Annotated in this window: 15 protein-coding genes; 7 read left to right on the forward strand and 8 right to left on the reverse strand. The window is 72.1% G+C overall.

Annotation, left to right across the window (positions count from 1 at the left end):
• Positions 1-65: 65 nt before the first annotated feature.
• Positions 66-1,022 carry a M15 family metallopeptidase gene (locus KR546_RS02795; RefSeq protein WP_238443185.1) on the forward strand — a complete coding sequence of 319 codons (957 nt, stop codon included), beginning with the start codon at positions 66-68 and terminating at the stop codon, positions 1,020-1,022.
• A gap of 6 nt (positions 1,023-1,028) precedes the next feature.
• Here KR546_RS02795 and pgi read toward each other — a convergent pair whose 3' ends face one another.
• Positions 1,029-2,699, reverse strand: a complete 1,671-nt coding sequence (gene pgi / locus KR546_RS02800) for a glucose-6-phosphate isomerase (RefSeq protein WP_238443186.1) — start codon at positions 2,697-2,699, stop codon at positions 1,029-1,031.
• A gap of 324 nt (positions 2,700-3,023) precedes the next feature.
• Here pgi and gltB point away from each other — a divergent pair, with 324 nt between their 5' ends.
• Both gltB and KR546_RS02810 read left to right on the forward strand, forming a co-directional pair.
• Positions 3,024-7,595, forward strand: coding sequence for a glutamate synthase large subunit (gene gltB / locus KR546_RS02805; protein WP_238443365.1), 4,572 nt, complete (start codon positions 3,024-3,026; stop codon positions 7,593-7,595).
• Between the two features lie 43 nt (positions 7,596-7,638).
• The gene (locus tag KR546_RS02810; protein WP_238443187.1) at positions 7,639-9,093 is read left to right on the forward strand and encodes a glutamate synthase subunit beta; all 1,455 of its coding nucleotides are present in this window, start codon (positions 7,639-7,641) and stop codon (positions 9,091-9,093) included.
• Positions 9,094-9,222: 129 nt separating this feature from the next.
• On the opposite strand, the gene KR546_RS02815 is transcribed toward KR546_RS02810, so the two are convergent.
• On the reverse strand, positions 9,223-9,825 hold the full coding sequence (locus KR546_RS02815; protein ID WP_238443188.1) for a GNAT family N-acetyltransferase: 603 nt from the start codon (positions 9,823-9,825) through the stop codon (positions 9,223-9,225).
• A gap of 210 nt (positions 9,826-10,035) precedes the next feature.
• Between KR546_RS02815 and KR546_RS02820 the strand changes: the two genes are divergently transcribed.
• Positions 10,036-11,571, forward strand: coding sequence for a M20/M25/M40 family metallo-hydrolase (locus KR546_RS02820; protein WP_238443189.1), 1,536 nt, complete (start codon positions 10,036-10,038; stop codon positions 11,569-11,571).
• Positions 11,572-11,632: 61 nt separating this feature from the next.
• Here KR546_RS02820 and KR546_RS02825 read toward each other — a convergent pair whose 3' ends face one another.
• From KR546_RS02825 to KR546_RS02840, 4 genes are all read right to left on the reverse strand, one after another.
• A complete protein-coding gene (locus KR546_RS02825) occupies positions 11,633-12,469 on the reverse strand; it encodes an alpha/beta hydrolase (protein WP_338019077.1) in 837 nt (278 codons plus the stop codon).
• 371 nt (positions 12,470-12,840) lie between these two features.
• Positions 12,841-13,452, reverse strand: a complete 612-nt coding sequence (locus KR546_RS02830) for a class I SAM-dependent methyltransferase (protein WP_238443191.1) — start codon at positions 13,450-13,452, stop codon at positions 12,841-12,843.
• Positions 13,449-13,763: a hypothetical protein gene (locus KR546_RS02835; RefSeq protein WP_238443192.1), complete on the reverse strand. Its 315-nt coding sequence runs from the start codon at positions 13,761-13,763 to the stop codon at positions 13,449-13,451. Before KR546_RS02835 ends, KR546_RS02830 begins: the two co-directional genes overlap by 4 nt.
• Positions 13,764-13,795: 32 nt before the next feature.
• Positions 13,796-16,039 carry a DEAD/DEAH box helicase gene (locus tag KR546_RS02840; RefSeq protein ID WP_238443193.1) on the reverse strand — a complete coding sequence of 748 codons (2,244 nt, stop codon included), beginning with the start codon at positions 16,037-16,039 and terminating at the stop codon, positions 13,796-13,798.
• A 294-nt stretch (positions 16,040-16,333) separates the two neighbouring features.
• Here KR546_RS02840 and KR546_RS02845 point away from each other — a divergent pair, with 294 nt between their 5' ends.
• Entirely contained in the window at positions 16,334-18,481 is a 2,148-nt protein-coding gene (locus KR546_RS02845; protein ID WP_238443194.1) for an FG-GAP-like repeat-containing protein, read from the forward strand.
• A gap of 21 nt (positions 18,482-18,502) precedes the next feature.
• On the opposite strand, the gene KR546_RS02850 is transcribed toward KR546_RS02845, so the two are convergent.
• A complete protein-coding gene (locus KR546_RS02850; RefSeq protein ID WP_238443195.1) occupies positions 18,503-18,874 on the reverse strand; it encodes a DsrE family protein in 372 nt (123 codons plus the stop codon).
• Positions 18,875-19,049: 175 nt separating this feature from the next.
• Between KR546_RS02850 and KR546_RS02855 the strand changes: the two genes are divergently transcribed.
• Together KR546_RS02855 and pheA are read left to right on the forward strand one after the other, a co-directional pair.
• Positions 19,050-19,580, forward strand: a complete 531-nt coding sequence (locus tag KR546_RS02855) for a DUF4446 family protein (RefSeq protein WP_238443196.1) — start codon at positions 19,050-19,052, stop codon at positions 19,578-19,580.
• Between the two features lie 49 nt (positions 19,581-19,629).
• Positions 19,630-20,568, forward strand: coding sequence for a prephenate dehydratase (gene pheA / locus KR546_RS02860; RefSeq protein WP_238443197.1), 939 nt, complete (start codon positions 19,630-19,632; stop codon positions 20,566-20,568).
• A 37-nt stretch (positions 20,569-20,605) separates the two neighbouring features.
• On the opposite strand, the gene KR546_RS02865 is transcribed toward pheA, so the two are convergent.
• The gene (locus KR546_RS02865; RefSeq protein WP_238443198.1) at positions 20,606-21,457 is read right to left on the reverse strand and encodes a TrkA C-terminal domain-containing protein; all 852 of its coding nucleotides are present in this window, start codon (positions 21,455-21,457) and stop codon (positions 20,606-20,608) included.
• Positions 21,458-21,495 lie beyond the last annotated feature (38 nt).

The following is a 21,495-nucleotide window of genomic DNA, read 5'->3' on the forward strand; positions in this document are numbered from 1 at the left end:
CCACACGCCCGACCCCGCACCACGACCGTCCCACGTCGTCCGTTCCCCATCACCTGGATCCCGCCGTGTCCCGCCCCGCCCGACCGATCGCGCGCATGCTGGCGCTGGTCGTCCTCACGTGGCTCGTGGTCGTCGGCGCCGTCCTGACACCCCCTGCGGAGGCCCGCGTGACGGCCGGGGACGACCGCCACCCGGGTCCCGGGATCGGCCTGCCGACGACGGCCCCGAGCCCGGCGCCGACCGCGGCCGCGACGGTCGAGTCGTCACCCGCGGCGTCGTCCTCCCCGTCGGCTGCTGCCGCGCCGTCGACGCCCGCCACGCCCGCGCCCACGGTCGACCACTCGACCAGTCCCGCCCCCACGCCCCGGCCGCGGGTCGACCTGTCCTGCGAGGGCGAGGTCGAGACGGTCGCGATCGACCCGGCCACCGGCTGGCAGGACGTGGTCGTGGACCCGGTGCGTCGTCTGCCCGAGGCGTGGGCGCCGGACGACCTGGTCGAGGTCGAGGGCGTCGGCTACGACGGCAGCCCGGCCCCGCGGGTCCGCGAGCTGGTGGTCGACGACCTGGCGGCGATGCACGAGGCCGCGTCCCGGGCGGGTGCCCGGTTCGTGGTCGTGTCGGCGTTCCGCTCCCAGGACCACCAGGCACGGGTGTGGGACCGGGCCGTCGCCAGCGAGGGAGGCGTCGACGCCGCCCGGGCCGGGACCGCGCCACCCGGGCACTCCGAGCACCAGCTGGGCACCACCATCGACGTGGTCGACCCCGGCCTGCCGGAGCTGGACGCGGGACTGGCGGAGACGCCGGCCGGTCACTGGCTGGCAGTGCACGCCGTGGAGTTCGGGTTCGTCGTCAGCTACCCCGACGGGGCCACGGCCCGCACCTGCTACAAGCCCGAGCCGTGGCACCTGCGCTACGTCGGCCGTGAGCGCGCCGCCGCGATGGCCGCCTTCCCGCTCAGCCCCCGCGAGTTCCTGCTCGACCGCGCGACCCGGGCGCCCGCCTCCACCGACGAGCCCTCCTGACCCGCCTCAGTCGGCCGAACTGCCCGTGGGCTCCCTCCCTCGCAGGTCGCGGTAGGTGGCCACCAGGCTGGCCGTCGACGGGTCGACGCCGTCCTCGGGCGGGGTGCCCTCGACCAGCAGCGGGGTCAGGTCGTTGGCCATCTCCTTGCCCAGCTGGACCCCCCACTGGTCGAACGAGTCGATGCCCCACACCACGCCCTGGGTGAACACCTGGTGCTCGTACAGCGCGATCAGCTGGCCGAGGGTCGACGGGGTGAGCCGTGGCGCGAGGATCGTCGTGGAGGGACGATTGCCGGGCATGACCTTGTGCGGGACCAGCTCGGCCTCCACGCCCCGGTCGGCGAGCTCGTCGGCCGTGCGTCCGAACGCGAGCGCCGACGACTGGGCGAACAGGTTCGCCATCAGCAGGTCGTGCATGTGGTCGACGTCGTCGGCGGGGACGGCGTCGGTGGTGTCGGGCTCGGCGAAGCCGATGAAGTCGGCGGGCACCAGCACCGTGCCCTGGTGCAGCAGCTGGTGGAACGCGTGCTGGCCGTTGGTGCCGGGCTCGCCCCAGTAGATCTCGCCCGTCGCGGTGGGGACGGGCGTGCCGTCCAGCTGGACCGACTTGCCGTTGGACTCCATGGTCAACTGCTGGAGGTAGGCGGGGAACCGGTGCAGGTACTGGCTGTAGGGGAGCACGGCGTGGCTCTGGGCCCCGAAGAGGTTGACGTACCACACCCCCAGCAGGCCCAGCAGGACCGGGACGTTGTCGGCCAGGGGCGTGGTCCGGAAATGCTCGTCGACGACGTGGAAGCCCTCCAGCAGCTCGTCGTAGGCCTGCGGGCCGATGGCGAGCATCAGTGACAGCCCGATCGCGCTGGTCATCGAGTAGCGACCGCCGACCCAGTCCCAGAAGCCGAACATGTTGGACTCGTCGATGCCGAAGGCGCGCACCCCCTCGGCGTTTGTCGACAGGGCGACGAAGTGGTCCGCGACCGCCTCGTCACCGACGTCGAGCCCGTCCAGCAGCCAGGCCCGGGCGCGGTGCGCGTTGGTCAGGGTCTCCAGCGTCGTGAACGTCTTGGAGGCGACGACGAACAGGGTCGTGGCCGGGTCGAGGTCGGCCAGCGCCTCCGCGACGTCGGTCGGGTCGACGTTGGAGACGAAGCGCACGTCCAGGTCCGGGTCGGCCGCGGTCGCCAGCGCGTCGGTGGCCATGGCCGGGCCGAGGTCGGAGCCGCCGATCCCGATGTTGACGACCGCACGGATCCGCTCGCCCGTGGCGCCGGTCCACGCGCCCGACCGGACCCGGTCGGCGAACGCGGCCATCCGGTCCCGGACCTCGTACACGTCGGCGACGACGTCCTGGCCGTCGACCTCCAGCTCGGCGTCGCGGGGCAGTCGCAGGGCGGTGTGGAGCACCGCCCGGTCCTCGGTGACGTTGATGTGCTCACCGTCGAACATCGCCTCGATGCGGGCCGGCAGGCCGGCCTCCTCGGCGACGTCGACCAGCAGGTCGAGGGTCTGGTCCGTGACCCGGTTCTTGGACAGGTCCACGTGCAGGTCGCCGACCCGGTGGACCAGGCGGCTGGCCCGGTCGGGGTCGTCGGCGAACAGGTCGCGCAGGTGCCGGTCGGCCACGGCCGCATGGTGGGCCTGCAGGGCCATCCACGCGTCGGTCGTCGTGATGTCCATCGGTCCCGCTCCGTCGTCTCGCCGTCGTCTGGGTCTGGCCCGAGACTAGGACCCCGGGTCGTCGGCCCGGCAGTGGTCGGCGGCCGGGCGCACCCTGGACGACCGCGACGACGCGATTTCGGGGTCCAGCGGGTGCTTCGCTAGACTCGACAGCCACTCGGGCCAACGGCGTCCCATCTGCAGGTCCTCCGCACTCGCGGCACCTGCCCCTCGACCGAAGGACGCCCCATGACCAGTGCTGCTCGCAGCACCACGCCCAGCACCGGCCCGTCGCGCCACGCCGCGACGCCGGCCGCCCCGCCGGGTCGTCGTCCGCGGCCCCGCATGCCCGGTGACGGTCGTCCGGTCGCGGACGGTCTGTACGACCCACGCAACGAACACGACGCCTGCGGGGTCTCCTTCGTCGTCGACATGCACGGTCGCGCCACCCACGAGATGGTCCAGCGTGGCCTGTCGGCGCTGTGCTCGCTCGACCACCGCGGCGCCACCGGCGCCGAGGCCAACGTCGGCGACGGCGCCGGGATCCTCGTCCAGGTGCCCGACGACTTCCTGCGCGACGAGTTCGGGGGCAACCTCCCGCCGTTCGGGTCCTACGCCGTCGGCCTGGCGTTCCTGCCACGCGAGCACGTCCCCGACGCCATCAAGGCCGTCGACGAGATCATCGAGGAGGAGGGCCTGCGCACGGTCGCGTGGCGCGACGTCCCGGTGGACAACTCGGCCATCGGGTCGATGGCCCGCGACATCGAGCCGGCGTTCCGCCACCTGGTCGTGACCGGGCCCGGCCTGTCCGGGATGGACCTCGAGCGACGAGCGTTCGTGCTGCGCAAGCGCATCGAGCACGAGGTGTCCATCGACACCCCCGACGGTCCCCAGGGGGTCTACTTCCCGTCGCTGTCGACCCGCACGCTGGTCTACAAGGGCATGCTGACCTCCGAGCAGCTCGGGGACTTCTTCCTCGACCTGCAGGACCGCCGGCTGACCTCCGCGATGGCGCTGGTGCACTCGCGCTTCTCCACCAACACCTTCCCGTCGTGGCCCCTGGCCCACCCCTACCGGATGCTGGCCCACAACGGCGAGATCAACACCGTGATGGGCAACCGCAACTGGATGCATGCCCGCGAGGGCTCGCTGGACTCGAGCCTGTTCGGCACGGGCGCGCTCGACCGGGCCTTCCCGATCATGACGCCGGACGCCTCCGACACCGCCAGCTTCGACGAGGCGCTCGAACTGCTGCACCTGGGTGGCCGGTCGCTGCCCCACGCCGTGCTGATGATGATCCCGGAGGCGTGGGAGGCCCACCAGACGATGCCGACGTGGAAGCGTGACTTCTACGAGTACCACGCCGGCATGATGGAGCCGTGGGACGGTCCGGCCGCGATCGCGTTCACCGACGGCACCGTGATCGGCGCGGTCCTGGACCGCAACGGCCTGCGCCCGTCGCGCTACTGGGTCACCGACGACGGCATGGTCGTGATGGCCTCCGAGGTGGGCGTGGTCGACGTGGACCCGGCCACGGTGGTGCGCAAGGGCCGGCTCCAGCCGGGCCGGATGTTCCTGGTCGACACCGCCCAGGGCCGCATCGTCGAGGACGAGGAGGTCAAGCGCGACCTGGCCGAGGCCGAGCCCTACGGGCAGTGGCTGTCCGACGGCCTGCTCCACCTCGAGGACCTGCCCGAGCGCACGCTGCTGACCCCCCAGCACGCCTCGGTGGTCGGCTTCCAGCGCACCTTCGGCTACACGACCGAGGAGATCAAGGTCCTGCTGGCGCCGATGGCGCGCACCGGCGCCGAGCCGATCGGCTCGATGGGCACCGACACCCCGGTGGCGGTGCTGTCGGACCGCCCGCGACTGCTGTTCGACTACGTCAAGCAGTTGTTCGCCCAGGTCACCAACCCCCCGCTGGACGCCATCCGCGAGGAGCTGGTCACGTCCATGGCCGGGACCATCGGCCCGGAGAGCAACCTGCTGGCCGCGGGCCCCGAGCACTGTCGCCAGATCGTGCTGCCACGGCCGATCCTGACCAACCAGGAGCTCGCCAAGATCCTCTACATGAACGAGGACGGCGAGTACCCGGAGTTCGACTCGTTCGCCGTGGACGGGCTCTACCCGGTCGACGAGGGCGGCGACGGCATGGCCCGGGCCCTGGAGGACATCTTCGAGCGGGTGTCGGCCGCGATCGACGAGGGCGCCAAGATCATCGTGCTGTCGGACCGGTACTCCAACGCCGAGCTCGCCCCGATCCCGTCGCTGCTGCTGACCTCTGCGGTGCACCAGCACCTGATCCGGACCCAGCAGCGGACCAAGGTCGGGCTGGTCATCGAGACCGGCGAGGCCCGCGAAGTGCACCACATGGCGGCCCTGCTGGGCTACGGCGCTGCCGCGATCAACCCCTACCTCGCGTTCGAGACCTTCCACGTCCTGGTCGAGCAGGGCGTGCTGGCCGACCTCACCCCCGAGGAGGCCAACCACAACTACGTGAAGGGCTGCACCAAGGGCGTGCTCAAGATCATGTCCAAGATGGGGATCTCGACCGTGGCGTCCTACACCGGCGCGCAGATCTTCGAGGCGGTCGGTCTGTCGCGTGACCTCGTCGACGCCCACTTCACCGGCACCACGACCCAGATCGAGGGCATCGGCCTGGACGAGATCGCGGCCGAGGTGGCGCAGCGCCACGCCTTCGCCCACCTGGAGCGCCCGACCGAGGTCGCCCATCGCGACCTGTGGGTCGGGGGCGAGTACCAGTGGCGCCGCGAGGGGGAGTACCACCTGTTCAACCCCCAGACCGTGTTCAAGCTCCAGCACGCCACCCGGCAGGGTCGCTACGACGTCTTCAAGGAGTACACGTCGCTGGTCGACGACCAGTCCGAGCGGTTGGCGACCCTGCGAGGACTGCTGGACTTCAAGGAGGGCGAGCGCGAGCCGATCCCGATCGACGAGGTCGAGCCGGTCAGCGAGATCGTGAAGCGGTTCTCGACCGGCGCCATGAGCTACGGCTCGATCTCGGCCGAGGCGCACGAGACCCTGGCCATCGCCATGAACCGGCTGGGGGCCAAGTCCAACACCGGCGAGGGCGGCGAGGACAGCCGCCGGTTCACCCCCGACGACAACGGTGACCTGCGTCGCTCGGCCATCAAGCAGGTGGCCTCGGGCCGGTTCGGCGTGACCAGCGAGTACCTGGTCAACGCCGACGACCTGCAGATCAAGATGGCCCAGGGCGCCAAGCCCGGCGAGGGTGGCCAGCTGCCGGGCAAGAAGGTCTGGCCGTGGATCGCGCAGACCCGCCACTCGACCCCGGGCGTGGGCCTGATCTCGCCACCGCCGCACCACGACATCTACTCGATCGAGGACATCAAGCAGCTGATCCACGACCTCAAGAACGCCAACCCGAACGCCCGCGTGCACGTCAAGCTGGTCGCCCAGCGAGGCGTCGGCACGGTGGCCGCCGGGGTCTCCAAGGCCAAGTCCGACGTCGTGCTGATCTCGGGCCACGACGGCGGGACCGGCGCGTCGCCCCTGAACTCGATCAAGCACGCCGGTGGTCCGTGGGAGCTCGGCCTGGCCGAGACCCAGCAGACGCTGCTGCGCAACGGCCTGCGTGACCGCATCGTGGTCCAGGTCGACGGCCAGCTCAAGACCGGTCGGGACGTGATGATCGCCGCCCTGCTGGGCGCCGAGGAGTTCGGGTTCGCGACCGCGCCGCTGGTCGTGTCGGGCTGCATCATGATGCGCGTGTGCCACCTCGACACCTGCCCGGTGGGCGTGGCCACCCAGAACCCCGAGCTGCGCCAGCGCTTCAACGGCAAGGCCGAGTACGTCGTCAACTTCATGACCTACATCGCCGAGGAGGTCCGCGAGCTGATGGCCCGGCTGGGCTTCCGCACGCTCCAGGAGGCCATCGGCCACGTCGAGTCGCTGGACGCCACGGCCGCGATCGACCACTGGAAGGCCGACGGGCTCGACCTCGCACCGATCCTGAGCGTGCCGACCTCCCCGTGGGAGCAGGACCGCTTCTGCAGCAAGGAGCAGGACCACGGGCTGGACCGCGCGCTGGACCAGGAGCTGGTCCGACGGGCCGCGCCGGCCATCGAGCACGGGGCCCGGGTGACGATGGAGCTGCCGATCGCCAACCGCAACCGCACGGTCGGCACCCTGCTCGGACACCACGTCACGACCGCCACGCGCGGGCTCGGCCTGCCCGACGACACCATCGACGTGACCTTCACCGGCTCCGCCGGGCAGAGCTTCGGGGCGTTCCTGCCCAAGGGGATCACGCTGCGGCTGGAGGGCGACGCCAACGACTACATCGGCAAGGGCCTGTCGGGTGGACGCCTGGTGATCCGGCCCGCACGCGAGCTGCACCCGGACTTCAAGGCCGAGGAGTCGATCATCGCCGGCAACGTGATCGCCTACGGCGCGACCGGTGGCGAGATCTACCTCCGTGGCGAGGTCGGCGAGCGCTTCTGCGTGCGCAACTCCGGCGCCACCGTGGTCGCCGAGGGCGTCGGGGACCACGCCTGCGAGTACATGACCGGTGGCCGGGCGGTGATCCTGGGCCCGACCGGTCGCAACGTCGGGGCCGGCATGTCCGGTGGCATCGCCTACGTCTACGACCCGCGGGGCGTGCTGTTCCGCGAGGTCAACCAGGAGATGGTCAACCTCGAGGCCCCGGAGCCCGAGGACCTCGCGTGGCTGCGCGAGGTCGTGGCCACCCATGCCGACGAGACCGGCTCGCCACTGGCCACCAGCCTGCTGGCTCGCTGGCACGCGGTGAAGCGTCACTTCCGCAAGGTCATGCCGACCGACTACAAGCGTGTCCTGGAGGCGGCCCGCGAGGCCGAGGAGGAAGGTCGCGACGTCGAGGAGGCCATCATGGCCTCGGCGCGGGGTGGCAAGTGACGGGCCGCGACGTGGTCGGGCTGCACGTGACGGGAGGCAACTGATGGGTGACGTCCAGGGATTCCTCAAGCACCGGGAACGGGTGCTGCCACAGCGACGTCCGGTCCCCGACCGGGTCCAGGACTGGCAGGAGGTCTACGAACCCCTGCCGATCGTGGACCTGCAGGCCCAGGCCAGCCGCTGCATGGACTGCGGCATCCCGTTCTGCAACGACGGGTGCCCACTCGGCAACCTCATCCCGGACTGGAACGACCTGGTGTTCCGGGACCAGTGGCAGGCCGCGATCGAGCGGCTGCATGCCACCAACAACTTCCCGGAGTTCACCGGGCGGCTCTGCCCCGCACCCTGCGAGGGTTCCTGCGTGCTGGGGATCAACCAGCCGCCGGTCACCATCAAGCAGGTCGAGGTCGAGATCATCGACCGCGCCTTCGAGGAGGGCTGGGTCGTTCCGCTGCCGCCCGAGACCCTGACCGGCAAGTCGGTCGCGGTGGTGGGGTCCGGACCCGCCGGGCTCGCAGCCGCCCAGCAGCTGACCCGGGCCGGCCACGCCGTCACGGTCTACGAGCGCGCCGACCGGATCGGTGGCCTGCTGCGCTACGGCATCCCCGAGTTCAAGATGGAGAAGCGCCACCTGGACCGCCGGCTCGAGCAGATGGAGGCCGAGGGCACCACGTTCGTCACCGGTGTCGAGGTCGGCGTCGACGTGCCCGCGGCCCAGCTGCAGGACGAGTTCGACGCGGTCGTGCTGGCCGGCGGCGCCACCAACTGGCGTGACCTGCCGATCCCGGGTCGCGACCTGGACGGGATCCACCAGGCGATGGAGTTCCTCCCGTGGGGCAACCGCTACGCCGCGGGCGACCTGGACGAGGTCCCGATCAGCGCCGAGGGACGCGACGTCGTGATCATCGGCGGTGGCGACACCGGGGCGGACTGCCTCGGCACCGCCCACCGCCAGGGGGCGCGTTCGGTCCACCAGTTCGAGATCATGCCGCGGCCGCCCGACGAGCGGCAGTCGTCGAACCCGTGGCCCACCTACCCGATGACCTACAAGGTCACGTCCGCCCACGAGGAGGGTGGCGAACGGGTCTACAGCGTCAACACCGAGGAGTTCCTGGGTGACGACGACGGACGGGTCCGCGTCCTGAAGGGCCACGAGGTCGAGTTCCTCGACGGGCGCTTCCAGCGGATCGAGGGCACCGACTTCGAGCTGGAGGCCGACCTGGTCCTGCTGGCCATGGGCTTCCTGGGCCCGGAGACGGACGGCATGCTCGACCAGCTGGGCGTCGAGCTGACCGAGCGCACCAACGTCGTCCGCGACGACGACTGGGCCACCAGCGTCGACGACGTCTGGGTCTGCGGCGACATGGGTCGTGGCCAGTCGCTGATCGTGTGGGCGATCGCCGAGGGTCGTGCCTGCGCCGCCGCCGTCGACGAGTCCCTGATGGGCAACTCGGTCCTGCCCCGCCCCGTCACCCCCACCGACATGCCCCTGCGCTGACCCACCGCCGGCACCCCCGGCGACGGCTGCCTCCCACACGTCGGTTGGGGAGTGCGTGCCCGCTGGCGGGGGTGGATCCGACAACCGACGTGGGGCGGGTCAGCCGATCCCGGTGATCAGGCGGGCTCGTCAGTCCAGCCGGGCGGTCATGAACCACACGTGCGGTCCGTCGTCGGGGAGGTCGACCTCGCCGGTGACGACGAAGCCGTGACGCTCGTACAGCCCGACGTTGTCGGCGGTGGCGGTCTCGAGGAAGGCGGCCAGGCCGTCTGCACGCGCTCGCTCCAGGCCGACGCGCAGCAGGCTGCTGCCGATGCCGCGCCGGTGGTGGGACGGGTCGACGGCCAACACCCCCAGGTACCAGTGCGGCTCGTCCGGGACGTGCGGGCCGAACAGGTCCTCGAGGAGGTCGAACCGCGCCCGGGTCACGGCGCCGCGCCGGCCGACGTGGCCCGCCCAGGCGTCGTCCTGCTCCTGGTCGGACAAGCCGAGGCCACCCGGCCGCTCCCACTGCGCCGCGCCCCGCTGGTCGACCTCGACCTCCACGACCCCGGCGCGCAGTCGCAGGTCGAGGAGCGTGCCGAAGAACGAGCGCGCCATCGCCTCGAAGGTGTCGGGGTCGGGGAAGAACCACCGGATCAGCGGGTCCACGCCGAACGCGTCCGCGGTCAGCGACCGCACCGCCACGCGATCGTCGTCCGTGGCCGGCCGCACGCGTGGAGCCTCGTCCATGCCGTGTCCTTCTCGGTGAACCTCGATCGGTGGACTCCGCGGGTCCTCGACCCGCTCCATCTCGGCACGAACCTACCCACGACGCTCGTGCAGGCATGTGGCAGGGGCGCTCGTTCGCAAGAATCTGCTATCTCGGGTCACGACGCCCGTCTAGGGTTCGGGGCCCGGGGGGTCGACTGGCGACCTCGCGTGGGGCGAAGGGGACCCTCCATGAGTACGGAACTGAGACGACGAGGCGCGACGATCGTCGCGGTCGCACTGCTGGCGATGCTGACGTCGGTGACGGCGGTGGCCGCACCGGCAGGCGCAGGCTGTGACGCGCGGACCAACAACACCTACCAGAAGCTGCTGGAGTGTGTCCGCGTCGACGGCGTGCGTGAGCACCAGGCCGCACTGCAGGCCATCGCCGATGCCAACAACGGCAACCGGTCCGAGGGGACGACCGGCTACACCGACAGCGTGGACTACGTGGTCGAGACCATGGACGCTGCCGGGTGGGACGCCGAGGCCGTGCCGTTCACCTACATCGGCGACCGCGTGGTGACCGACCAGCTCACTCCGGTCGAGGCCGTCTTCCAGACCGCCACCTTCACGGGCGGCGGAGAGGGCGACGTGACCGGACCCGTCACGGCCGTCGACCTGTCGATCGACGACCCGGCGGCCAGTTCGAGTGGCTGCACGGCCGACGACTTCGACGGCGTGGACCTCGACGGCCCGAACGACGTCGTGCTGCTCCAGCGGGGGGCCTGCAACTTCTCGTTCAAGGCGATCAACGCCGAGGCCGCGGGCGCCGAGGCCGTGATCATCGGCAACCAGGGCACCGACGGACGGGTCGGCCCGTACGCCAACGTGACGCTGGGCGGCGCCGACGTCGTCGACATCCCGGTCACGACGGCGTCCTTCGCGGCACTCCAGTCGCTGGCCGCCTCCGGTGCGACTGCCCACGTGGTGGTCGAACTGGACGTCGAGATCGAGTCGCTCAACGTGATCGCCGAGCTGGCCGGGGCCAACGACGACAACGTCGTGATGGCCGGGGCGCACCTCGACTCGGTGCCGGCTGGCCCGGGCATCAACGACAACGGCAGTGGCTCGGCCGCGCTGCTCGAGGTCGGTGAGCAGCTGGCCAAGCTGCGACCGCAGAACACCGTGCGCTTCGCCTGGTGGGGGGCCGAGGAGATCGGCCTGGTCGGCTCGACCCAGTACGTCAACGGCCTGTCCGACGCCGAGCTCGACCGCATCGCGCTGTACCTGAACTTCGACATGGTGGGCTCGCCCAACTACGTGTTCCAGGTGTACGACGCCGACGAGTCCACCTTCACCGCGCCGGTCGTCGTGCCGCCGGGGTCCGAGGAGATCGAGGCGATCTTCGAGTCGTACTACACCTACGCGGGTGAGCCCTACGACGACTCGGCCTTCAGTGGTCGCAGCGACTACCAGGCGTTCATCAACAACGGCATCCCGTCCAGTGGCCTGTTCACCGGCGCCGAGGTCATCAAGACCCCGGAGCAGGAGGCCATCTGGGGTGGCACGGCGGGCGACCAGTTCGACCCGTGCTACCACGCGGAGTGTGACACCTTCGACAACGTCAGCCTGCACGCCCTGGACGTCAACACCGACGCGATCGCCTTCGCGGTCATGACGTACGCCTACTCGACCGAGGACGTCAACGGTGTCCCCGGCAGCACCGTCCCGGGTGGCTTCACCATCCCGGAGCCGGCCGGACCCGAGGGCACGTTCGAGGACTGACCCGATCGGCACACCGGGCCGGGGATCCCATCGGGGGTCCCCGGCCCCGCCGTGTCGGCGTCTACTCCTCGGCGTGCTCGTCGCCGGTCGTCGGATGGCGGTGGAGGAGGTCGTCGATGGCGGTCACCAGGTCCCCGCCGTCCAGCAGGGCGCGGTCGTTGTGGTCGGCGCCGGGGACCACGACCAGGTCTGACGGACCGGCCGCGGCCCGCTCGACCCGTCGGGACTGTTCGACGGGGACGATCGTGTCGGCCTCACCGGCGACGACCAGCGTCGGGACGTCCAGGTCCGCGACGCGCTCGAGGTTGGGCCAGCGGTCGCGCAGGAAGGCCGCCGGCACGATCGGGTAGTGGACCCGGGCCACGTCGGCCAGCGAGGTGAAGGGGGAGCGCAGCACCAGTACGTCCGGCGGCCGTCGGGTCGCCAGTTCGACGGCGACGCCGGCCCCGAGGCTCTCGCCCAGGTAGGCCACGGTCGTCGAGGCGGCGTGTCGATCGACCCAGTCGCGGGCGGCGTCGGCGTCGCGTGCCAGCCCCGTGCTGCTCGGACTGCCCGGATTGCCCCCGTAGCCCCGGTAGTCGACGAGCAGCACGTCGTGGCCGCGTCGTGCCAGGGCCCGCGCCAGCGGCAGACGCCCGGTCCGGTTGCCGCCGTTGCCGTGGAAGACCACGACCGTGGCGGGCCGATCGGCGACGCCCGGACGACCCTCGAGGTGCCATGCGGCCAGGCGCAGGTCGTCGGAGGTCGCCAGGACGACCGGCGTGACGCCGGCCGGGGCCTCGGCCGGCACGACCTGGGAGGGGAAGTACACCAGTCGACGCTGGCCGAGCCATGCGCCGATCACGAGCAGGGCCACGAGTCCCGACAGCACCGCGAGGGCCACCACCTGTCGTTGCACGCTCCCGTCCATGGGTCCGGCGACGAGGGACAAGAGGTGTGCGGGGCTCTCCGCGGTCGATGCGTGGTCGACGAGGGGGGGTTCGCCACCACGCGAGACCGAGATCGGAGATGCCCCGCACTGCTGTCAAGGTAGGTGGAAGGTGGCGGCCGAGGAAAGGGCTCGTTCCGCATGCCGTTCCGACGCCGCGGAGTGGTCGTCGCTTCAACGATTTCCACGCGCCACACGTCGGCGCCTCTCGATGGTCGCGGTGCCGTTCCGCAGCGTGGCACGGGACCGGGGTCCGGGGTGCCCGGGGACCGTGGTCGCCATTTGCCCGATCCACGGTGGAAGCAGTGCGATCCTCGTGCGAAGTGGGCCCGTCGTGCGCGTCAGGTCAGGCGGTGGACGCTGACGGCGTAGCCGCCACCCGTGTACGGGTCGCGGTCCCACGTCGCGAAGCGGTCCTCGACGACCAGTCCCGCGGCGGTGCACCACGCGTCGTGGTCGGCCAGCGTCACCGGTGCCTCGTCCAGGGGGAGGTGGTCGGCGTCCAGGCCGAAGCCGACGACCAGGGCGCCACCCGGGACCAGGCAGGCCGCCAGGGTGGCGATCGCCCGGGACTCCGTGCCGGCGGCCAGCAGGGGCACCACGTTGCCGGCGGCGACCACGACGTCGGCGCCCGGGGCCACGTCCCGCGGATCGAGCGTGGACAGGTCGGCCTCGAGCCAGGGGACCGCCGGTGCACGCTCGCGCGCGACGGCCAGCATCGAAGCGTCGAGGTCGACGCCGACCACGTCGTAGCCCCGCCGGGCCAGTTCGATGCCGACCCGACCGGTCCCGCACCCGGCATCCAGGATCCGGCTGCCGGGAACGGCCAGGTCGGAGACGAAGTCCGCCTCGCCGTGGAGGTCGCGACCCTGTGCGGCCATGGCGTCGAACCGGGCCGCATAGTCCCGGCCGGTGCCCTGGCCCGCGACGTCCTCCCAGCGACTCGGACTCACGGCGTGCTCCCGTCCGGACCGTTCGCCAGATCGCGGAGGCCGGCGGCCCGCAGTGCCGCCCGGACCCGGGGCTGCGATGCGCGGTCGTCGGTCGGGGGGAAGTCACAGGCCGCCACCGTCTCGGCCAGGGCAGCACCGACGACGGCGGGCTCGACCGTCGACGACGCGGCCCGGAACAGCTCCACGCGGTGGGCCGGCTCGTCCGGATCGAGCAGCCAGAACACCCGGCCGTCGTCGGACCAGGCGACCACCGGGTCACGATCGACGTCCCAGCGAGTCTCGGCGACCTCGCGCAGTCCGGGTGCGGGCACGCGACGGTCCCGGTCGGTCGGGTCGGGGACGCTCACGGCCCGGCCGACAGGACGAGCGGGAGGACGTCGCGCTCGCCGGCCTCGGTCAGGCGGTGCGCCGCCGCCACCAGGGTCCAGCCCGAGTCGGTGATCGCGTCGACCAGCACCACCGGGCCGTCGGGGACGTCGGCGGCGGCAGCGGGGTCCAGCGCCAGTCCGCGCAACGCGTTGGCGGCCTTGTGTGGCGAGTTCGCCATGGTGCGCTGGGGCGGGGCGTCCGTGTCGACGAGCGCGGCGACGACCGGGAGACGTCCGAGCTCGCCCATCCGGCGGGCGACCTCGGCCGCAAGCTCGCCGTGGCGTCCGGAGGGGACCGGGACGAAGGCCACCGGCCGACGTGACCACGACCACCGGGCCAGGACCCGGGTGAGCCCCTCGACGACCTCGTCCAGCGCGGTCGCGTCCAGGTCGCCGGCCTCCGACGACGCCAGCAGGCGGTCGACGACGTCGTCCCAGCCGGAGCCGTCACCACCGGCCAGCGCGCGGCCCTGCAGTGCGCCACGGCCGGCGTCGATCCGACCCTTCACCTCGTCGAGCCCGGACGGCCACATCCGTCGCTGGCCGACGACGACGTCCCGGGTGCGGAGGTGCTCGCGTGCCTCGGCGACGACCTGCTCGTCGATCTCGACGTCGGGCTCCCAGCCGGTGCAGCCCTGGCAGCGGCCGCACGGCTGTGCGTCCGGGTCGTCAAGCACCTCGCCCAGCGCCTGCATCAGGCAGCGTCCCCCGTCGCGCCCGTCGCGCCCGTCGCTCCCGTCGCTCCCGTCGCTCCCGCCGCCCCCCTCCACGAACGAGCGCATGATCGCGTGCTCGCGCCGGCGGAGGTCGGCCAGCCGCTGGTAGTGGCCGACGTCCAGCTGCCAGTCCACGCCGGTCCGCTGCCAGGCCGATCCGACCTTCTCCACGGCGCCGTCGACGTCGAGCACCTTCAGCAGCAGCTGGAGCCGCGACCGGCGCACGTTGACGGCGCGCTCGAGCTTCGGGACCGACAGGGACCCCCCGTCGAGCGCGTCGAGCAGTGCCTGGACCTCGGACTCGCGCGGCAGCCCCGCGACGTCGAAATGCTGCCAGATCGCCTCGTCCTTGCCGGTCGGGAGCAGCACGACCTCGGCGGTCTCGATGGCGCGACCGGCGCGGCCGACCTGCTGGTACCACGACACCGGTGACGACGGGGCGCCGAGGTGGACCACGAACGCCAGGTCGGGCTTGTCGTAGCCCATCCCCAGTGCCGAGGTCGACACCACCACGTCGACGTCGTTGGCCAGCAACCGGTCCTCGATCGTGCGGCGGCCGTCGGGGTCGACGTTGGAGTTGTAGGCGACGGCCTCGAGCCCACGTCCGGCCAGGAACGCCGCCACCCGCTCGCTGTCGGCGACGGTCAGGGTGTAGACGATCCCTGCCCGACCGTGGACGGGTCGGTGCCGTCGGACGAAGGCGTCGAGCCAGGCCAGTCGCTGCTCGCCCCGGTCGAGCCGGACGACCGCCAGCTGCAGCGAGTCCCGCCCCAGCCTGCCCCGCAGGGTGACCACGTCCGTGTCGTCGAGATCGCGGTCGCCCGAAGCGCCCCCGTCGCCGGGGTCTGCCCCTGGGTCGGATTGGGGGTCGAGCTGGCGCGCGACGTCGGTGGTGACGCGGGCGTTGGCCGTGGCCGTGCAGGCCAGCACCGGCGTGCCGTCGGCCAGGTCGCCGAGCAGGTCGGCGATGCGGCGGTAGTCGGGCCGGAAGTCGTGACCCCAGTCCGAGATGCAGTGCGCCTCGTCCACGACCAGCAGTCCGAGCCGGGCGGCCAGCGCGGGCAGGCGGTCCCGGAACGACGCCGCGTTCAGCCGCTCCGGCGAGATCAGCAGGACGTCGATCGCGTCGTCGTCGAGCCGCGCGAGGATGTCCTGCCAGTCGTCGAGGTTGGTCGAGTTGATGGTCTCGGCGGCCAGTCCCAGCCGCCGGGCAGCGGCGACCTGGTCACGCATGAGTGCCAGCAGTGGCGACACGACCAGGGTCGGTCCGCCCCCCTGGGCGCGCCGCAGGGCGGTCGCGATCCAGTAGACGGCGGACTTCCCCCAGCCGGTCCGTTGCACGAGCAGCACCCGCGCCCGGTCCCGGACCAGCGCCTCGATGGCCTCGCCCTGGTCGTCACGCAGGCGTGCGTCGGGTCCGGCCAGTCGTTCGAGCAGGTCCTGGGCCCCGGCACGGACGTCGACCGGGTCGGCGTCGATGTTTGCGGTCGGGCTCGCGGGCACGGCTGCCTCGATGGCGGAGGTGGGGATGGAGGTGGCGGGCGCACGTCGGGTCGGACGTCGGGTCGGACGTCGGGTCGGACGTCGCCGGACCACCTCCATGGTGCCGTGCCGCTGGGACCGACGGGACGGCGATCGGCCGGACCGTGGACCGTGTCGTGGACCGGCACGCCCTCCGTGGCCGCATGGCCGGTCCGCGGGCGTGACCAGTGTGGACGGCGTTGCTAGAGTCCCCCACTGCGTTGCTTCGACGATCCCAGACCCCGTTCGCGCCGCCACGCCGCCCCGAGAGTTTCCATGCGTCTTCGTTCCTCCGTCCCCCTGCTCGTCGTGCTGACCGTCATGGCCTTCGCCGCACCCGTCGTCGTGGCGCCCGGCCTGGATGCCGGCCCGCCACCCGCGGCACTGCGACGCGTCACCGTCGACCTCGGTCCACCGAGCGACCCGCCGGCCGACCCGCCGACCGACCCGCCGGCCGACCCGCCGACCGACCCGGGCGAATCCCCGTCGGACGAACCCCCGACGCACCAGCCATCCTCGGACGACGAGGCCAGTCACGAGCACGGTCGACCGCCGATGGCGGACCGTGACGCACGGCGCGTGTCGACCCCGGTGGACGCCGACGACGCCACGGTCGTGGGTGCCGAGTGGGCCTCGGACGCGCTGGTCGACGTGCGGGTCCGCCGCGACGGGCGCTGGTCGAAGTGGATGCCGGTCGTCAAGGAGGACGAGCACCGCCCGGACCCGTCGTCGGAGGAGGCGGAATCGGCCAACCCCGATGCCTCGTCGCCGGTCTTCGTGGCCGGCGCCCAGCGCGTGCAGTTCCGCAGTGACCGCCTCGACCGGCTCGAGGTCCTGCTCGTCGAGCAGTCCGCGGACGAGGGAGTCGGCTGGACGCCGGACGTCGGTGGACCCGGTGAAGCGGAGGCGACCCCCTTCGTGCGCACCCGTGCGGAGTGGGGCGCCGACGAGTCGCTGCGTGACGGACGGACCGACACCTCGTCGACCGGGGCCGTGCGGTTCAGCGTGGTGCACCACACCGGCTCGGGCGGATGGAACGCCGGCGAGATCGCCAACGGCTGTGCCCGCGCCGACGACTGGATCCGGAGCATCTACGTCTACCACACCCAGGCGAACGGCTGGTGGGACATCGGCTACAACTTCGTCGTCGACCCGTGCGGGAAGATCTGGGAGGGTCGCCACGGTGGCATCGACCGACCGATCGACGGGTCCCACGCCGGCGGGTTCAACGACGGCTCGGTCGGCGTGCTGGCGCTCGGCAACTTCGCAGGCTCCGACCCCGACCCGGTGACCGGCGCGATGGTGGACGGGATCGAGGAGGTCATCGGCTGGAAGCTGTCGCTGGGGGTCGTCGACGCGGGCGGCTCGACCCCGGAGGTGTCCGGCGGCGGCTCGGCGCGATGGCCGACCGGCACGGCCGTGACGCTGCCGGTGCTCTCGGCCCACCAGGTCCAGAACACCACGACCTGTCCGGGTGACCCGGTCATGGCGCGCCTGTTCGACGGTCGGTACGCGTCGGCGCGGCCGAAGACGTCCTACGTCGACGCGGTGCGGGACGACTCGACCGTTCCCCCGGACGGGATGGTCCCCGCCACGACGAACGTCGGGGGCGAGTACGTGCCGCTGCCGGGCGACTTCGACGGTGACGGCGACGACGACGTGCTGTGGTACGGACCCGGGTCGGCGTCGGATGCCACGTGGACCTCGCGCGGCGACGGCACCTTCGTCGGTGGGGGCCTGGACGTGGTCGGGACCTACCGACCCTTCGTCGGCGACTTCGACGGCGACGGGCACGACGACGTGTTCTGGTACGGCCCGGGCAGCGACCGCGACTACGTCTGGTACGGCCGCGACAGCGGCTTCCGGTCGGAACGCACGAACGTGGTCGGGTCCTCCTACCGACCAGGCGTCGGGGACTTCGACGCCGACGGTCGCGACGACGTCCTGTGGTACGCCCCGGGCCCTGGCACCGACAGCGTGTGGCTCGGGCGCGACGACGGCTTCGCCAGCCGGCGGACCAGGCAGGTCAACGGCACCTACGTCCCGCTCGTCGGGAACTTCGACGCCCGCACCGGTGACGACGTGCTGTGGTACGGCGCCGGATCGCGCGGCGACCACCGCTGGTCCTCCAACGGCGACGGCACCTTCCGGACCTCCGGCGAGACCGTGTCCGGCACCTACCTGCCGATGGTCGGCGACTTCGACGACAACGGTCGCGACGACGTGATCTGGTACAGCCCGACCGGCCCGGAATGGACCTGGTACGGGCGCAGCGACGGGACCGGCATCGTCTCCCGGAGGACCCACATCGCCGACCTCGGCACCTGGCCGATCACGGGCAACTTCGACGTGCGCGGGGGGACCGAGGCGGTCTTCTACGAGCCCGGTCGCCGGCTCGAGACCATCTGGCGGCAGCCCGACTGATCGCCGTTCGGCCCAGCCCGGTCAGCCCAGCGAGATCGCCCGGCCCGTGGCCAGTGCCTCCACGATCGTGGCCGCGCCCACGATCGACGCGCCTTCGATGACGTCGTCACCGGTGATGCCACGCACCGTGGTGCAGGCCGAGCACAGCCAGATCTCGCCGCCGTTGTCCACCAAGGTCGTCACCAGGTCGGCCAGGGCCGGGGTTCCCTCGGCCTGGACGTCGGCGTGCGCGGCCGTGCCGTTGTGGACCCCGTCGATCGTGCAGACCACGATCGCGCGATGACCGGAGACCGACGCCGTGGCGGCGGCGATGAAGGGCACGGTGGCGCGTTCCGGCTCGTCGACGTGGTGGGTGCACACGAACAGCAGGGGCTCGGTGTCGGCGGTGGTCATCACGTGGTCCTGGTGTCGGGGCGGCCCGCGGACGGTCGCGGCGGGACCTGCGACGATAGGTCCCACCGGGGTGGTGCGCCTCGGCACGACGTCGCCCGGCGTGGCGACGGCGCATGGTCGGAACGCGCCGGTGCTGCGGGTAGGCTCCCACGGGGTTGAGCAGGCGGGAGTCCCAATGGAACTGTCGACGGAACTGGTCGTCGCCGTCGTGGCGGTCGTCCTGGCTGCCGTGGCCATCGGGGTCGCCTGGTGGTCGGCTCGCCGTGTGCGCCGGGTCGACCGCTACGTCGCGGCCGCCGAGGGCGACGGCGCCGGGCTGGTCTCCACCGTCCAGCAGCACGCCGACCAGCTCCGCGAGCTGCGCACCGACCTGCTGGTGGTGCACGACAACACCACCCTGCTGCGTCGCATGGCCAAGGACTCGCTGAGTCGGATCGGGCTCGTGCGCTACGACGCCTTCGCCGACCTCGCCGGCGCGATGTCGTTCTCGCTCGCCCAGCTCGACGAGCGTGGGGACGGCGTGGTCCTGTCCGCGATCGCGGGTCGTTCCGACAGCCGCTTCTACGCCAAGCCGATCGAGGGTGGTCGCTGCGAGTACGAGCTGACCCCCGAGGAGCGCATCGCGATCGAGCGTGCGATCGCCGGCGAACGCGCCGAGGCGATCGTCGAGGTCGAGCGCACCCGTCGCGGCTCCAAGGCCTCCTGACCTCCCGCGACGTCGTCCCTCCTGTCGTCGACACCTGGATCCAGTCGCCGTGACCCTCGCCTACCTCGGCCCCGCCGGGACCTTCACCGAGACCGCCGCACGACTGGTCACCGGGGGAGCGGACCTGTTGGCGTGCCCGGACATCTCGCAGGTGCTGCGTGCCGTGGAGTCGGGCGAGGCCGAGCGCGGTGTCGTCCCGATCGAGAACACCCTCGAGGGGTCGGTGCGGGCGACCGTGGACGCGCTGGCCTTCGACACCGAGCTGCTGATCGAGGCCGAGCTCGAGCTGCCGATCGCGCTGGTGCTGGCCGCGCCGGCCGACGTCGCGCTCGACGACGTGACCGCCGTCCTGTCGCACCCGGTCGCCCTGGCGTCGTCGCAGCGCTGGCTGGGGGTCAACCTCCCCGGGGCCGTGCGACTCCCGGCCGCTTCGACCGCACGGGCCGCCCAGCAGGTCGCGGCGGGTGACGTCGCCGGTGACGTCGGTGGCGGGGCGGTCGCCGCCATCCTCAACCCGCTGGCCGTCGAGCGCTACGGGCTCGAGCTGCTGGCCCGCAACATCTCCGACTCGACCTCCAACACCACGCGCTTCGTCGTGGTCGGCCACCGGGTCCCCGCGCCGACCGGCTGGGACAAGACCTCGATGGTGGTGTTCATCGACGAGAACCGCCCGGGTGCCCTGCTCGGGCTGCTCGAGATCTTCGCCGAGCGGGACCTGAACCTGACCCGCCTGGAGTCCCGTCCGACCAAGGCCGAGCTGGGCGACTACTGCTTCTTCCTCGACGTCGAGGGCCACCTCGCCGACGAGCGGGTCGGGGACGCCCTGGCCGCCGTGCGACGCACCCAGCGCGAGATCAAGCTGCTCGGGTCCTACCGCCGCTCGGGCGCACGCCGGACCGACGAGGCCGAGCGCATCGCCCGGGACGATCGCGCGTACCGGGACGCCGCCGACTGGCTGGGCGGTTGGCGGGACCAGATCACCGACTGAGAGCGCGACCACGTCGGCACCGCCACCGGCCTTCGGCCTACAGGCCCTCCTCGAGGGGGTCGCGAGCCGGCCGCGCATGGTCGGGATCGTGGTCGTCGGCCATGACCTGGTCGCGGCGCCGCCGGTCCGCCTCGTCCTCGATCGCCTCGCTGCGCATCGCGTCACCGGTCGGCCCCGAGGGGCGCTCGTCGAGGTCGACGATCCGGTCCTGCGGCCCGTACACCAGCAGGGTGTCGCCGGCCCGGACCCGCAGCCGGCCGGTCGGGGCCCCCAGGTAGGTCTTGTCACGCTGCACGCCCAGCACCAGGATCCCCTCGTCGTTGGGACGCAGCTCGGCCAGGGTCTTGTCGGCCAGCCAGTCGTTGGGGCGCACGAGCAGTTCGGAGATGCTGTAGCCCCCGTGGATCTCGAGCAGGGCCTCGTAGTCGCGGACCTCCAGGTCGGTGTAGCGCCGCAGGCTCCGCCGGATCGCGCGGGACAGCGCCCGGTCGATGGGCGGGAACCGCAGCAGCAGCAGGACGGCCCCGATGCCGGCGATCATCAGGAGGTAGGTGGCCCACAGGGGCAGGCCGGGCGCGCCGGCGCGACTGGCGGCGACCGATCGGGAGGTCGTGGCGGCGAGGGTGCCGATGACGGTCACGATCCCGGCCGAGCCAACCAGCATCAGCGTCATCACGATCCGGCGTCGCACCGGGTGGTTGACCACCGACTCCGACTCGGAGGTGGTGAAGCCGGCGCCGGTCAGGGCGGACCGGGCCTGGAACCGCGCGGACTGGCGCGACATGCCGGTCAGGGTCAGGGCGATGGTCGCGATGCGGTTGACGATCATCGACAGCAGGACGACCAGCACGATCGGGACGACCTGGGTGAAGATCGTCAACGGCGTCACCGTGGCCCCCTCTCGTGTCTCGAACCGGGTGTGGTCCC

This window comes from Salsipaludibacter albus (assembly GCF_019798055.1).
Taxonomy (GTDB): domain Bacteria; phylum Actinomycetota; class Nitriliruptoria; order Nitriliruptorales; family Nitriliruptoraceae; genus Salsipaludibacter; species Salsipaludibacter albus.